Raw genomic sequence first — 13,341 nt, 5'->3', positions numbered from 1 at the left:
TTCGGCCCGGCGCGACTAGCTGCACCGCCACCCGGCCCGACCACTGCAAAGGCTTTAACCATGGTTACCATTGTTCGACGCAGCCACGCCTTCGCCGGGCTGCTGCTTGCGGGTTTGTTGGGATGGGCGCTGCCGTCGACGGCCGCCGAGCCGCAGGCACCACGCAGCACCGTCACCGATTTGCTCGGGCGCCAGGTCAAGGTGCACCTGCCGGTCCGGCGCGTGATTCTGGGGGAAGGCCGCCAGTTGTACCTGGTTGCCGCGCTGGATACGCAAAACCCCATCGAGCGAATCGTCGGCTGGCGCAAGGACCTGATCCAGTCCGACCCGGACACCTATGGCGCTTACCTGCGTAAATTTCCCGCCATCGCCAAAATCCCCACCTTTGGCGGCTTTGAAGACGGCACCTTCGATATCGAGCAGGCCATCTCCCAGCGCCCGGACGTGATCATCCTCAATATCGAGGCCCAGCACGCGACCGAGGACGCCCGCTATATCGAGAAGCTCGATGCCCTGGGGATTCCAGTGGTGTACGTCGACTTTCGCAACCACCCGATGCAGAACACCGAACCGACCATGCGCCTGTTCGGCCAGTTGTTCGGCAAAGAGGCGCGTGCCGAAGCGTTTATCGACTTTCGCAACCAGCAGATCCGCCGCGTCACCGACGTGATCAACGCGCAACACCCTTCGCGCCCCAACGTGTTCATCGAGCGTATCGGTGGCTACACCGACGATTGCTGCCTGAGTTTCGGCAATGAAAACTTCGGTCTGTTCGTCGATATGGCGGGGGGCAATAACATCGCCAGAGACGTTATTCCCACCACCTTTGGCCAGCTGAATCCCGAGCAGGTGATCGTCGCCAACCCGGAACAGGTGGTGGTCACCAGTGCCAACTGGGAAGCCTTTGCCCCCGGTGGCCACTGGGTCGGGGTGGGTCCCGGTGCCGACATGGCCCAAGCCCGGCGCAAACTGGCCTGGTATACCCAGCGCCCGGCCTATGCCGGGATCAAGGCCCAGGATGACCAGGCGTTCCATGCCATCTGGCACCAGTTCTACAACAGCCCTTATCAGTTCGTGGCCATCCAGCAGTTGGCCAAGTGGTTTCATCCGACACTGTTTACCGACCTGGACCCTGAAGCCTCGTTTCGCCAATTGCACGAGCGATTCCTGCCGGTGCCCTATGAGCCGGGTTACTTCGTGAGCCTCAAGCCATGAGTGCCGTGATCCAACGCGACACCTACCGGGCCCTGGTGCTGCGCAAACGCCTGATCCTCGGTGGCCTGCTCTTGCTGCTGTTGTGCAGTCTGCTGCTTGACCTGGCCCTGGGGCCGGCGCGCTACAGTTTCAATGAAGTACTCGGTGCACTGTTTGCGCCGGACAGTGCGCCGGCACAGGTTCGCGTGGTGATGTGGGACATCCGCCTGCCGATCGCCCTGATGGCGGTTGCCGTGGGTGCGGCGTTGTCACTGGCCGGCGCGCAGATGCAGACCATCCTCAACAACCCGCTGGCCAGCCCCTTCACCCTGGGCATTTCCGCCGCCGCCAGTTTTGGTGCAGCCATGGGGCTGGCGTTTGGTGTGGCGTTGTTTCCGTTGGCGGCGCAGTACATGGTGCCGGTCAACGCGTTCATCATGGCCATGCTGTCGGCGTTGCTGATTCACTTCCTGAGCATGCGTCGCGGGGTCACCGCGGAAACCATCGTGCTGCTGGGTATCGCCCTGGTCTTCACGTTTAACGCGTTATTGGCCCTGGTGCAGTTTTTCGCCACCGAGCAAGCCGTGGCGGCCGTGGTGTTCTGGACCATGGGCAGCCTGACCAAAGCCACCTGGCCCAAACTCGGGGTGATCTGCCTGGTGATCGTGATCACCCTGCCGATCTTTGCCAAGCGCGCCTGGGCCCTGACCGCACTGCGACTGGGTGACGACAAGGCCGCCAGCTTCGGGATCAACGTACGCAGCCTGCGTTTTCAGACGCTGATCATGGTCAGCCTGCTCGCCTCGTTCCCCGTGGCCTTTGTAGGCACCATCGGCTTTATCGGGCTGGTCGGCCCGCATATTGCGCGGATGTTGATCGGCGAGGACCAACGCTTCTTCCTGCCGGCCTCGCTGCTGACCGGCGCACTGATTCTGTCCGCCAGTTCAGTGGTGAGCAAAACCCTGATCCCCGGCGCCATCTTCCCGATCGGGGTGGTCACTTCGCTGATCGGCGTGCCGTTCTTCATATCACTGATCCTCAGCGGGAAGAAAAACACATGGTGAAGATTCAGCTGCAAGACCTGGGTGCCCGCTATGGCCAGCGCACGATCATCCGTGGCGTTACCACCGCCGCGTTCACCGGCGGCCAGGTGGTCGCGGTGGTGGGGCCCAATGCGGCGGGCAAGTCCACCCTGTTCAAACGCATGGCCGGGCTGATCGACGGGCCTGGACAGGTGATCCTGCAGGACTCGAAAAAGGGCCGGCAGGGCATCTGCTACATGCCCCAGGGCTTGAATGCCAGTGCGCGGTTGACGGTCTACGAATCGGTACTCCTGGCCCGCAAGCAACTGTCGCCGCAATGGACCGTCCACGATGACGAGTTGAACCTGGTGGACGAAATGCTCGAGGCCCTTGGCATCAGCGACTTGTCCTTTCGCAACTTGGGCGAACTCAGCGGCGGCCAGCAGCAACTGGTGTCCATCGCCCAGACCTTGGTGCGCGAACCGGAAATCCTGCTGATGGACGAACCCACCAGCGCCCTCGACATGCATCGCCAGGTGCAAGTGTTGAACTTCATGGGCGCACTGGCCCGCCAACAGCAGGTCATCGTGTTTATTGCCCTGCATGACCTGAACCAGGCGTTGCGCTTTGCCGACCAGGTATTGGTGATTGCCGACGGCACCGCCCAGGGCAGCGGCGCGAGTCATGAGGTGATCACCGAACACATGCTGCGCGAGGTGTACCAGGTTGAGGCGCGGATCGAGCAGTGCAGTCGGGGACAACGGCATATTTTGATCGACGGCATAACTTGACTGCGTACCCAAGGCGAACCACAGCTTGATGCGAGAAACCGATATTTGCACCTTTACAGGTCAGGCAACGACACGCTCTGGAGCGCCGTCAGCCCAAGCAACAGGGACCCTGGCCACTGCCGACGGCGCCAGGTCACTCACGCTATCAAGTCGACCAATTTGCTCCGCAGAGAGCTGCAGTGTCAGCGCTCCAAGGTTATCGGTAAGTTGGCCAAGTGAGCGCGGGCCGATGATGGGAACCGCACCATGCGTGCCTGCCCAAGCAATGGCAACCTGGCCCGGGCTGACGCCGTGTTCACCCGCTATAGCGACTACCGCGTCCAGCGTCTGCGTGCGCTGTGCCGAGTTCTCCGGCTGGAACACACGGCCTGCGAACCCTTCAGCACGCCCCGTTTCACCTTGCCGGTACTTTCCGGTCAACATACCGCCCCCCAGGGGTGACCACGTCACGATGCCGAGACCGAGCGCATGCGATGCCTTGAACAAATCGGCCTCGGGCTCGCGATGCACCAAGCTATGTTCGAACTGCGCAGCCGCAATCGGAACGGCATGGGACAGTTCGGCCAGCGTGACCGCACGGGCGAGGCGCCAGGCGGGGAAGTTCGACAGGCCCGCGTACAGGATCTTGCCGGCACGCGCCAGGTCCTCGAAGCCTCGGACGATTTCCTCAAGGGGCGTGGTGCCATCCGGGTGATGCGCCCAGTAAATATCAATCCGATCGGTTTTGAGCCGTTTCAGGCTTGCCTCCACGGAAGCCACCATGGCCTTACGGCTGTTGCCGGTGACCAGTCGGTTCGCATTCTGCACTGCGCCACTGCTGAACTTGGTGGCGAGCACAAAATCCTCACGCCGCCCTTCCAGCAATGTACCGAGCAGTTCTTCGGATTGCCCGAATTGGTAGACGTCAGCCGAATCGATGAAGTTGCCGCCAGCTTCGGCATAAGCGTTGAACACAGCTTTGCTGGCGTCGGGATCGGCGCCATAACCCCAGCCTGTGCCGAAGTTGCCCGTGCCGAGCGCCACCTGTGAAACCTGCAAACCGGTCTTTCCAAATGATGTGTACTTCATGCTGTGCTCCGTCAATTGAATCGGCCCTGTTGTCGCGATCGACTGGGCGCATGACCGCCTTGATAGCGTTCCCCTGCGCTTTAGTGACTTTCATCTTCAAGATCTGTGTAGATAGACCAGCAGTGAAGCCTACAGCCCTCATTGATGTCAATCGCAATCAAAGATCTTGACGACGAAGATTATGATCGACATCATTGAAGTAGTTGCCTCGCAAGGGTGCTGGCAATTCGCGCGCCCATCTGACCGCGCCCACCTGCTTTCGTCGAGGCGGGCTTGGCCTTCGAGTTTGCCGCCATGGTCCAGGAAAACCTCGCCGGGACGCCCAAGGACAAGGGTATCGTCACCTTCAACTACCCTCAGGTGGATCGCAGGCGAACCCAAGGTTTTCCAGCTGGGTCAACTGATTTAGCACAACGCACGTGGTCACCTGACCAGGAGAAGACGATGACATTCAAGGCACTGCTCGCCAGCAAGACCGGTGACACCCTTTCAACCCGCTTGGTTGACTTTGAGGACGAGGATTTGATGCCGGGCGACGTCACCGTCGCGGTCGAATACTCAACGGTGAACTACAAGGACGCGATGGCACTCAGTGGCCGGTCACCGATCATCCGCACGTTTCCGCTGATTCCGGGGATCGACTTTGCCGGTGTCGTAGAGTCGTCGACCTATCCCGGCATTGTGGCCGGCGACCGTGTGCTGGCCAACGGCTGGGGGCTCAGCCAGACTCACCACGGCGGCTTCGCCCAGAGGGCACGGGTGAGCGGTGATTGGCTGGTCAAGATTCCCGCAGCGTTTTCGGCCCGGGATGCCATGGCCATCGGCACAGCGGGGTACACCGCAATGCTGTCCGTGCTGGCACTGGAACATGGCGGTCTGACGCCTGCGCGCGGCGACATCCTGGTGACCGGCGCCAATGGCGGCTCTGGATCGGTGGCGATTGCCCTGCTGTCCAAACTGGGCTATCGCGTGATCGCATCGACCGGGCGGCTTGAAGAAGCCGATTACCTGCGCGCGCTCGGCGCGAACGAAATCATCGACCGCCACACCCTGTCCGCACCGGGCGCACCGATTTCCGAAGAGCGCTGGGCGGGCGCCATTGACTCGGTCGGCAGCCATACGTTGGCTAACGTGCTGGCGCATACCCGGTATCGTGGCGTGGTCGCGGCCTTCGGACTTGCACAAGGCGCGGATCTGCCCGCCTCTGTGCTCCCCTTCATCCTGCGCAACATCACCCTTGCTGGTATTGATTCGGTCAATGCGCCTCAGCAGATACGGCTGCAGGCTTGGTCGCGCCTTGCCAGTGACCTGGATCTGGACAAGCTTGCCCGAACCTCAAAGGTGGTTGGCCTCGGCGATGTTCCTGACATCGCCAGCCGCGTGCTCGCAGGGAAAATTCAGGGGCGCACCATCGTTGACGTGAACGCGTGACGGGGCGGCGGGGTTTTCCAGTGCCACCACGCGCTGTTGTCCGAGGCGCTGCCTCTGCTGGCGAAAATCGATGATCAACCGAGGATCGACCGCTTGCTCTCTCGCACGCCCATGAAGCGCATCGGCAGGCGCGCTTGAGGTCTCCCGGACTATTGCTCGCTGCCTGGCGATACCGGCAAGGAAGCCGATATCCGGGCGTGGCAAACCTCGAGTATTTCATCGGCGAGCGGCGAATCATCCGGACACGCTCGCGACAACACCACCGCGCCAACGGCATGAGCCAGTACGTCGATCATCTTCGCTCTCGTCTCGCCCGGCGCAGCGTCTTCGACGGTCGGAGACTTTTGCACCAGCGCTTGCAGCATGCGGTCTATGCCTTCGGCGAATGCACGCTTCAGCTCATCCGACTGACGCGCCGCGTCTCCACACAGGGCCGCCATGGTGCAGCCCTCGCCACGCCGGTCACGGTGATCCCTCGACACGTAGATATCGATGAACGTCTGAATATCAAGCGCCTCGGTGCCGGCGAGCGACCGGGAAAGACTGCTGGCTGCAGCCTCGGCCATCAAATCGGCCTTTGAGCCGAAATGTTTGTAGAAACCTCCGTGGGTGAACCCGGCGGCCCCCATGAGATCCACCAAACCTACGCCGTCAAACCCCCGCTCACGAAACAACACGGAGGCCGTCTCGACGATGTGCTCGCGATTTGCCTGCGCCTGCGCTTTGGTCACTTTCACCTGCGATACCTCGAACTTGCACAAAAAACCTACGCCCATAGTACATAGATGTTGATTGCAATCAAAATAATTGACAGCTTTGATTATGATCACCATCATAAAGGCAAGCCAAATCCCTCTTCCGCCACAGCCACAGAAGACACCTCACATGACCGATCAAAATCTGTTTACTGCCTATACCCTTGGCTCACTGACCCTCGCCAACCGCATCGTGCTCGCGCCCCTGACGCGCAATCGCGCCGGCACTGGACTGGTGCCCAGCGAGTTCGCCCCCACTTACTACAGCCAGCGCGCTTCAGCCGGGCTGCTGATCACCGAGGCCACCCAGATTTCGGCGCAGGCCCAGGGTTACCAAGACACACCCGGTCTTTACACCCAGGCGCAGATCGACGGCTGGCGCCGGGTCACCGAAGCGGTGCATGCCAAGGGCGGCAAGATTTTTGTGCAGCTGTGGCACGTTGGCCGGGTATCCCATGTGGACCTGCAACCGGGCGGTGCCGCCCCAGTAGCGCCTTCGGCCATCCGTGCCCAGACCAAGACCTTCGTCAATAACGGCTTTGCCGACGTGTCCGAGCCACGCGCGCTCGAACTCGACGAACTGCCAGGCATCGTCAACGATTTCCGCCAAGCGGCGGCAAACGCCATTGCGGCCGGCTTCGACGGCGTGGAACTCCACGGTGCAAACGGTTATTTACTCGATCAATTCATCAAGGACGGCGCCAACCAGCGTACCGATGCCTACGGCGGTTCGATCGAAAATCGTGCGCGCCTGTTGCTGGAAGTGACCGCTGCCGTGGTCGCCGAGATTGGCGCGGACCGCACGGGCATTCGCCTGTCGCCGGTCTCGCCCGCCAATGGTGTGTCGAGCAGTGAGCCGCAGGCTCAGTTCGATTACATCGTCGACCAACTCAATGCGCTCGACATCGTTTACCTGCACGTCGTCGAAGGCGCGACCGGTGGGCCACGCGACGTGGCGCCGTTTGATTTCGATGCGTTGCGCCAGCGCTTCCAGAACACCTACATCGCCAACAATGGCTACGACCAAAACCTGGCCAACTCGCGGCTTGCGCAGGACAAGGCTGACCTCATCGCCTTTGGCCGCCCGTTTATCGGCAACCCGGATCTGGTGGAGCGGCTCAAGGCCGGTGCGCCGCTGTCCGCCTTCGACCCCACCACCCTCTACGGCGGCGGTGCGACGGGCTACATCGACTACCTGACACTGGCCGAAGCCAGCGCTGTCGCCAACTAGGCAGTGCCTGACCGGGCCAGGTTTTATTTGTGCCCCCCTCTCACTGAGTGACCGAAGCTTGTATCCGGGAAGGTCCAGGTAACTCCGTATAAATGGCGTGCTTGGTGTCGTTACCTGTGTTCTGGCACCAAACGAGCCAGCGTCGATTACAGAACGACCACGACTGGGGGCACAAGGGGTAAGGCAGGAGTGCGCAAAAGGCTGGAAAGATGAAGTTGAATAACGATAAGTGCGACATCAATGAGTGCGTTGAATCAACCGCAGCCGCACCGCCCGATACAGGACACACAGGCCCACATCAGGATCAAGCGACACCCGCGAAATCACCGACCAGCAAAGTACCTGAAGACGCGGCTCAGCCTGTAATCGTCTGGCGTAGCTTGATGTTGCAGCAGTAACACTGCGAAGTCGCATTGCTCCGTCAACACCCGTCGCCGTGCAACCAGACATCGGGCCCGGTGCGGACAACCCGCGCGGGTGCAATCTGTCCCCAAACAGCCATGGTTTGCTGCATCAGATGACAACCCCTTGGAGGACTTCAAAATGAGCTATAGCCATTTAACCGCCCCTACCCTGTATATCGATGTCGATGGCGAGACATTTGCCTATCGCCGCTGGGGCAATGACAAGACAGATCAGCCTCCGCTGTTCCTCCTCCAGCATTTCCGTGGCGGCATGGATCATTGGGACCCCATCATGACGGATGGGCTGGCGGCAGGGCGCGAGGTCATCCTCTACAACGGTCGCGGCATTGCCTCTTCTTCCGGAGAGCCGCGTAACCGAATTGAGCTGATGGCCGACGACGCTGCCGCAGTGATCCGCGCACTCGGTCTATCAACAGTCGATGTGCTGGGCTTCTCGCTTGGCGGTTTTATCGCCCAGGACCTGACACGACGCCATCCCGACCTCGTGCGCAAACTGATGCTGCTGGGTACCGGGCCTCGTGGCGGTAATCCGGACTCAGACCCCGGTGTGCTGGAGGCCGCACCACGGCCCATTCCCACAGTGGACGATTTTCTGTTTCTGTTTTTCGGTCGCTCCGAGACGGCGCGGCAGGCAGGGCTCGAGTTCTGGGAGCGCCGTCATCAGCGTGTCGACCAGGATCCACCCAGCTCTGTGCAGGTGATGCAGGCACAGATCGAAGCCCACATGCACTTTATGCCCAAGCTGGACCCAAATGATCCCTTCAATCATCTGCGCACTATCAAACAGCCAACGTTCATCCTGAACGGCATGAATGACGTCATGATTCCAACAGTCAACTCCTGGTACATGGCCCAGAACATCCCGAACGCCCAGTTATTCCTGTACCCGGATGCGGGCCACGGCGCCCAATTCCAATGCCCTGAGCGCTTTCTGAAACACGCCATCGCGTTCCTCAGCGAATGACAACTTACGGAGCCAGCACATCATGCTGAAGTTTAAATTTTTGTTGTGGGCGCTGACCAAGCTGTTACAGCGAGCCATCAAGAAAAACCCCGGCTGCGCAAAATTTGTTAATGGCAAGTCGTTGGTCTTTCAGATTCGAACAGAGGATGGCGTGGGTCGCTACTTCACCGTTGCGAACGGAAAGATAAAATCCGCCGCAGGTTTAACGCAAAAGCCGGCATTCACGCTGTCGTTCAGAAACACAGAAAGAGGCTTCGCCATTCTGTCGGCTAAAGACAGCAAGGATGAATTCCTGACGGGCTTGCGTACAGGCGATCTGAAAATCAGCGGTGATTTTGTCGAGGTGATGTGGTTCCAGGGATTAACAGAATACTTGCAGCCGGCTAAAGACCCCGCGCAGGTCTTTTCACGACGCCTTGCATCGTGCGGCTGCCGATCATCACGATTCGGGCGCCGGGGTGAAGCCTGGCGTGCAGGGTGTTGACCAAATGGCTCGCCGCCGCCACGTGAACCTGCCACATGGCTTGGCCATCCTGCGGCTGCAACTGCCCCAACGGGGCGGTACGCATGAAACCTGCCGCGTGGACGATGGCATCCACCGTTTCGATGGGCTGCAAGGCTTGATCCAAGGCCTGCAAGTCACTCAGATCGCATTCAGTCCAGTGAACGCGCGGATGGTCGATACCGGCAGCGCGGCGACTCAGCCCCTGCACACGCCAGCCTTCTGACAGCAGGCGTTGCGCGATGGCCATTCCAGGCCCAGTCGCCAGCGAACGTATTCGCCAGCGCCTGGGCAGGCCATCGGTTTACAGCGCCGGGGGTTTAGGGAATACGCCACGGGCGTGTTCGTAGGCCTGGGCAACGCGCAGTGCGAGGGCGTCCTGGAAGCGCGGAGCAACGATCATCATGGCGACCGGCAAACCGTCCGCAAGCCCCGCCGGGATCGATGTCGCGGGGTGCCCCGTGAGGTCAAACGGCGCGGTATTGGCGAGCATGTCCAGTGCACTGTGCACGTACTCCTCGACGGGGGCGTCCGCGGCGGTCAACGGCGTGGCTACGAAGGGCATGGTGGGCATCACCAACACGTCAAAATCCTTGAATGCCTCGTCGTACTGGCGCGTCAACTCCGGTACCAGCATCCGCGCCTTGGCGTAGTAGGCGCCATGCAGGTTTTTCAGGCTGTAGTGACCGGTCAACGCAACCGCTCGCACGCTACTGGACAATGCATCGGCATGTTCGCGGCGTTTTTCGCCGAAGTAACTCATGATGTCCGGGTCGTAATAACCGTCGACGTTCATGCCGTAACCATTGCCCTGCAGCATCTGATACGCCGCGCCGTCAGTGGCAATCACGTTCCACAGATCCAACGCCACGCCCGTGTGCCACGGCGCACTCGCTTCGCCGACGCTGGCGCCCAGGCTTTCAAGCTGGGCAACCGCCGCCTTGACCAGCGCGTCCACCTGCGGCTCGGACATTCCCGGGATCGCAAAACCTTCTCGCAGCAAGCCGATTTTCAAGCCGGCCACGCCCTGCTCCAGCGTCGCGAGGCAGTTGACCGCTGGCGGATTTTTCTGCCGGGAATCAAGCCCATCGGCCCCCGCAATGACATCGAGCATCGCTGCCACATCGCGTACGTTATTGGCCATCGGGCCCACATGGTCGATGGTCCGCTCAATCGGAAAAGCGCCGGTGTAAGGCACCAGGCCGTAAGTCGGCTTGTGCCCGACGATGCCGCTCCAGGCCGACGGCATCCGGATCGAACCGCCCTGATCGCCGCCGATGGCCATGTCGACTTGGCCAAGCGCCACCAGCACCGCACTGCCGCTGGACGAGCCGCCTGCGTTGCGCGTCAGGTCCCAGGGGTTTTTAACCGGGCCGCTGGCGGAGGTAAAACTTGCCCCGGAAAAACACAAGTCTTCACACACCGACTTGCCCACCACCGTGGCCCCGGCCGCCAGCAAGCGTTTGACCACAGTGGCGTCTTCGGACGGGATATAACCGTCCAGGCTCAATGAGCCGTTAGCCATGGGCACGCCAGCCACCGACACATTGTCCTTGATGACCACCGTCCTGCCGGCCAACGGGCCTTGCGCCGCGCCGACGATTCGGGTTTTCACGTACCAGGCGCCGTGCAGGTTGTCTGCCTCGGCGGCTTTGTTGTATTCGCGTTCAGGCGGTTGCTGCGCGACGTTGGCAGCGTAGAGCGCATCGATGGCTTCGTAGGAATTCAACGTTTCATCGGCCAGGTTGAGGAAGGCCTCCATCTGGCTATCTGTCAGGTGATAACCGTGGTCTTCGGCGGCAATCAGAAAGTCGGCTTTGCCGGGGCGTTTTACGGACATGGTGTTCTCCAAATGACGTTAAGAACCACCCGATCTCGGGCGATCATTGACGCGCGCCACCCGTGCCCACTGCACAGGTTACGGCTCGCTCCGGAGGACTCCATTGTCCACGCCGGTCGCCACGCGGTGATCCATACCTGCCAAGGGAGGCGTATGGCAAACGTCCACGCAGAAGAGGATCAAGCCCTCACAAGCTTGATGCTCAAAGGCTGTTCAGGAACAGGCTTGTCGGAACAACTCATGGGCCTTGACCAGCGCTTCGGCGATTTTTTCCACCGGTTCGCGCTTGGCCATGGCTTGGTCTCGCAAGGCGTTGTAGGCATCGGTCTCCGACATGCCCTTGGTTTCGATAAGGATTATTTTCGCCTGCTGCACGGTGCGCATGACCGCCATGCGCCCTTCCAGGCGCTTGACGTGTCGTTCCCGTTCGCGGGCCTTGCGTGACTGACTCAGCGTGATCGCCAAAGCGGTCAGCAACCCGAACGACTTCACGGGCGAAGGAATGACAGAGCAAGCGTTCAACTGCACCAATGCCTCGACGATGATCGGGTTCTCATAGGCAATCACCGGAATGATCGGCGGCGTGCTGGCGTGCAACAGCCATGGCGTGTTGGTCGACAGGCTTTCCGGCGACACCGCCAACACGATCACGTCCGCCTCGGCGCTCAAGCGCTCCGGGATCGGCCATTGCACACGCACCTGACAACCGATGCGCTGCAACTGCTCGATCAGGTTGCGTCCATCCTCGTCATCCACCAATACGCTGACGTCGCGCAGGTCCTTGATGCCTGTCGCGCTGTCGTTGCGCAGGCGTTTCTTGGCGGCGCGCAAGGTCATGGACGTCTCCCCACCGAGCCGGACCATTCATTGAAATTGGGTGCAATGGCGTAAGGGTCAGGCTTGAGTGCACTCTGGCTTTCGTAAAGGATGTCGAATTGGCCCTCGACGTTGGCCCGGCCGATCCGCGAAAACAAGTACGTGTGGTGATTGTTGGCATCGACCCGAATGCGTCCTTGTGGCGCTTCGAATTCCAGCCCGCGCATGGCCTGCAGCACATCCTCCACTTGCGTGCTGCCAGCTCGAACGATCGCCTTGGCCAGCAAGTGCACCTGAAAGTACGCCGCCTCCCAGCAACGGTCAGTGACCTGGTGTTGACCAAACAACTCGCGGTATTGGGCGATGCATTGGCGGTTGGTCGGCGTGTCCACCGACTGAAAATACGTAGCCGCCGAAATATGTCCCACCCCCAGGTGAATCCCCATTTGCTGGATGTCGGTTTCGCTGGTCGTCAGGCTGGCAATCGGCATCACCGAGGGGTCAAAGCCTGCGTCGGCGTAGGCCTGGTACAAATGCCCCATGGTTTCGCCGACGACCGTCGAGAAAATAAACGAGGGCTTGAGCTCCCTGGCCTTGACCATCAGCTTGGCAAAATCTTCCGGACGCGCGTTTTTCAGCGGCAGGTAATACTCGCCCAGCTTGGTACCGCCACGCTCGTACAACAGGTCGCTCATCAAGCGATTGGTTTCGTACGGGTAGACGTACTCGGAACCGATCATCAACACGCGATTGCCGAAGTTGTCGAGCATGTAATTGCCCAGCGGCAGGGCATTGTGATTCGGTGTGGCGCCGGTGTAGATGATGTTGCGCGAATACTCGAAACCTTCGTAATACACCGGGTACAGCAACAGGGCGTCGTAGCGCTCGACAATCGGCAGTGCCGCCTTGCGTGCAGCCGAAGTGTAGCAACCAAAGAAAAACCGCAGGTGTTCTTCGCGGATCAGCGATTCGATGTGCATGGCGTACAGCGCAGGCGTTGAATCGGGGTTACGGGTGATCAACTGCAGCGGGCGACCATCGACCCCGCCTGCCGCATTGATCTGCGCAATTGCGAACTGCGCGCCGCGCATCGTCGAGCCCTCGGCAGCCGCCGTGACACCGGTATCGGAAAACAGACCGCCTATGCGGATCGACTGGTCAACCATGCCTATCAACCTTGTTCAACGTGAGAAAAGACACCCGCTCGTGGATGGGGGTCTGGAGGCCTGTGCAAAAAATGATTGAGCGAGACGCCGTATAACAAAATGGCTGCTCTCAGGCGGGTTGTGCCTGGGGCTGGCG

13 protein-coding genes are annotated in these 13,341 nt (G+C 60.6%); 7 read left to right on the top strand and 6 right to left on the bottom strand.

Going from position 1 to position 13,341, the window contains the following annotated elements:
- Positions 1-60: 60 nt before the first annotated feature.
- The 3 genes from B9N88_RS03945 to B9N88_RS03935 are packed head-to-tail and all read left to right on the top strand — an operon-like array spanning position 61 to position 3,007.
- Entirely contained in the window at positions 61-1,215 is a 1,155-nt protein-coding gene (locus B9N88_RS03945) for an ABC transporter substrate-binding protein (protein ID WP_027603403.1), read from the top strand.
- Complete coding sequence (locus tag B9N88_RS03940; RefSeq protein WP_027603402.1) at positions 1,212-2,258, top strand: FecCD family ABC transporter permease; 1,047 nt, start codon at positions 1,212-1,214, stop codon at positions 2,256-2,258. The genes B9N88_RS03945 and B9N88_RS03940 overlap by 4 nt, the downstream gene beginning before the upstream one ends.
- Positions 2,252-3,007, top strand: coding sequence for an ABC transporter ATP-binding protein (locus B9N88_RS03935; protein WP_027603401.1), 756 nt, complete (start codon positions 2,252-2,254; stop codon positions 3,005-3,007). Before B9N88_RS03940 ends, B9N88_RS03935 begins: the two co-directional genes overlap by 7 nt.
- Positions 3,008-3,067: 60 nt before the next feature.
- Here B9N88_RS03935 and B9N88_RS03930 read toward each other — a convergent pair whose 3' ends face one another.
- Positions 3,068-4,075: an aldo/keto reductase gene (locus tag B9N88_RS03930; RefSeq protein ID WP_027603400.1), complete on the bottom strand. Its 1,008-nt coding sequence runs from the start codon at positions 4,073-4,075 to the stop codon at positions 3,068-3,070.
- Between the two features lie 444 nt (positions 4,076-4,519).
- On the opposite strand from B9N88_RS03930, the gene B9N88_RS03920 reads away from it, so the two are divergent.
- Positions 4,520-5,506 (top strand): acrylyl-CoA reductase (NADPH), encoded by a 987-nt coding sequence (locus tag B9N88_RS03920; RefSeq protein ID WP_027603398.1) that lies wholly within the window; start codon positions 4,520-4,522, stop codon positions 5,504-5,506.
- 149 nt (positions 5,507-5,655) lie between these two features.
- Here the strand turns inward: B9N88_RS03920 and B9N88_RS03915 are convergent, their stop codons facing one another.
- Positions 5,656-6,243: a TetR/AcrR family transcriptional regulator gene (locus B9N88_RS03915; protein ID WP_027603397.1), complete on the bottom strand. Its 588-nt coding sequence runs from the start codon at positions 6,241-6,243 to the stop codon at positions 5,656-5,658.
- 148 nt (positions 6,244-6,391) lie between these two features.
- Here B9N88_RS03915 and B9N88_RS03910 point away from each other — a divergent pair, with 148 nt between their 5' ends.
- The 3 genes from B9N88_RS03910 (at position 6,392) to B9N88_RS03900 (ending at position 9,365) form a co-directional block, all read left to right on the top strand.
- Positions 6,392-7,492, top strand: coding sequence for an alkene reductase (locus B9N88_RS03910; RefSeq protein ID WP_027603396.1), 1,101 nt, complete (start codon positions 6,392-6,394; stop codon positions 7,490-7,492).
- Between the two features lie 543 nt (positions 7,493-8,035).
- Complete coding sequence (locus B9N88_RS03905; protein WP_027603395.1) at positions 8,036-8,881, top strand: alpha/beta fold hydrolase; 846 nt, start codon at positions 8,036-8,038, stop codon at positions 8,879-8,881.
- A gap of 22 nt (positions 8,882-8,903) precedes the next feature.
- On the top strand, positions 8,904-9,365 hold the full coding sequence (locus B9N88_RS03900) for an SCP2 sterol-binding domain-containing protein (protein WP_223841655.1): 462 nt from the start codon (positions 8,904-8,906) through the stop codon (positions 9,363-9,365).
- Here the strand turns inward: B9N88_RS03900 and B9N88_RS03895 are convergent.
- The 4 genes from B9N88_RS03895 to B9N88_RS03880 form a co-directional block, all read right to left on the bottom strand.
- Positions 9,265-9,633: an NAD-dependent epimerase/dehydratase family protein gene (locus tag B9N88_RS03895; RefSeq protein WP_081744359.1), complete on the bottom strand. Its 369-nt coding sequence runs from the start codon at positions 9,631-9,633 to the stop codon at positions 9,265-9,267. The two genes, B9N88_RS03900 and B9N88_RS03895, sit on opposite strands and share 101 nt — an antisense overlap.
- A gap of 54 nt (positions 9,634-9,687) precedes the next feature.
- A complete protein-coding gene (locus tag B9N88_RS03890; protein ID WP_027603393.1) occupies positions 9,688-11,223 on the bottom strand; it encodes an amidase in 1,536 nt (511 codons plus the stop codon).
- Between the two features lie 213 nt (positions 11,224-11,436).
- Positions 11,437-12,060 carry an ANTAR domain-containing response regulator gene (locus B9N88_RS03885; RefSeq protein ID WP_027603392.1) on the bottom strand — a complete coding sequence of 208 codons (624 nt, stop codon included), beginning with the start codon at positions 12,058-12,060 and terminating at the stop codon, positions 11,437-11,439.
- Positions 12,057-13,205 (bottom strand): transporter substrate-binding domain-containing protein, encoded by a 1,149-nt coding sequence (locus B9N88_RS03880; RefSeq protein WP_027603391.1) that lies wholly within the window; start codon positions 13,203-13,205, stop codon positions 12,057-12,059. The genes B9N88_RS03885 and B9N88_RS03880 overlap by 4 nt, the downstream gene beginning before the upstream one ends.
- Between the last annotated feature and the right edge of the window lie 136 nt (positions 13,206-13,341).

It is taken from the genome of Pseudomonas sp. LAMO17WK12:I1 (assembly GCF_900177315.1).
Lineage (GTDB): Bacteria > Pseudomonadota > Gammaproteobacteria > Pseudomonadales > Pseudomonadaceae > Aquipseudomonas > Aquipseudomonas marginalis.
The sequence above is the reverse complement of the archived record's forward strand: the minus strand, read 5'-3'. Positions and strand labels throughout refer to the sequence as shown.

Bases quoted from the DNA above. Each gene is read 5' to 3' on its own strand.
- B9N88_RS03910 (WP_027603396.1), top strand. From the start codon at position 6,392: ATGACCGATCAAAATCTGTTTACTGCCTATACCCTTGGCTCACTGACC.
- B9N88_RS03935 (WP_027603401.1), top strand. From the start codon at position 2,252: ATGGTGAAGATTCAGCTGCAAGACCTGGGTGCCCGCTATGGCCAGCGC.
- B9N88_RS03905 (WP_027603395.1), top strand. From the start codon at position 8,036: ATGAGCTATAGCCATTTAACCGCCCCTACCCTGTATATCGATGTCGAT.
- B9N88_RS03930 (WP_027603400.1), bottom strand. From the start codon at position 4,075: ATGAAGTACACATCATTTGGAAAGACCGGTTTGCAGGTTTCACAGGTG.
- B9N88_RS03900 (WP_223841655.1), top strand. From the start codon at position 8,904: ATGCTGAAGTTTAAATTTTTGTTGTGGGCGCTGACCAAGCTGTTACAG.
- B9N88_RS03920 (WP_027603398.1), top strand. From the start codon at position 4,520: ATGACATTCAAGGCACTGCTCGCCAGCAAGACCGGTGACACCCTTTCA.
- B9N88_RS03895 (WP_081744359.1), bottom strand. From the start codon at position 9,633: ATGGCCATCGCGCAACGCCTGCTGTCAGAAGGCTGGCGTGTGCAGGGG.
- B9N88_RS03885 (WP_027603392.1), bottom strand. From the start codon at position 12,060: ATGACCTTGCGCGCCGCCAAGAAACGCCTGCGCAACGACAGCGCGACA.
- B9N88_RS03880 (WP_027603391.1), bottom strand. From the start codon at position 13,205: ATGGTTGACCAGTCGATCCGCATAGGCGGTCTGTTTTCCGATACCGGT.
- B9N88_RS03890 (WP_027603393.1), bottom strand. From the start codon at position 11,223: ATGTCCGTAAAACGCCCCGGCAAAGCCGACTTTCTGATTGCCGCCGAA.
- B9N88_RS03940 (WP_027603402.1), top strand. From the start codon at position 1,212: ATGAGTGCCGTGATCCAACGCGACACCTACCGGGCCCTGGTGCTGCGC.
- B9N88_RS03945 (WP_027603403.1), top strand. From the start codon at position 61: ATGGTTACCATTGTTCGACGCAGCCACGCCTTCGCCGGGCTGCTGCTT.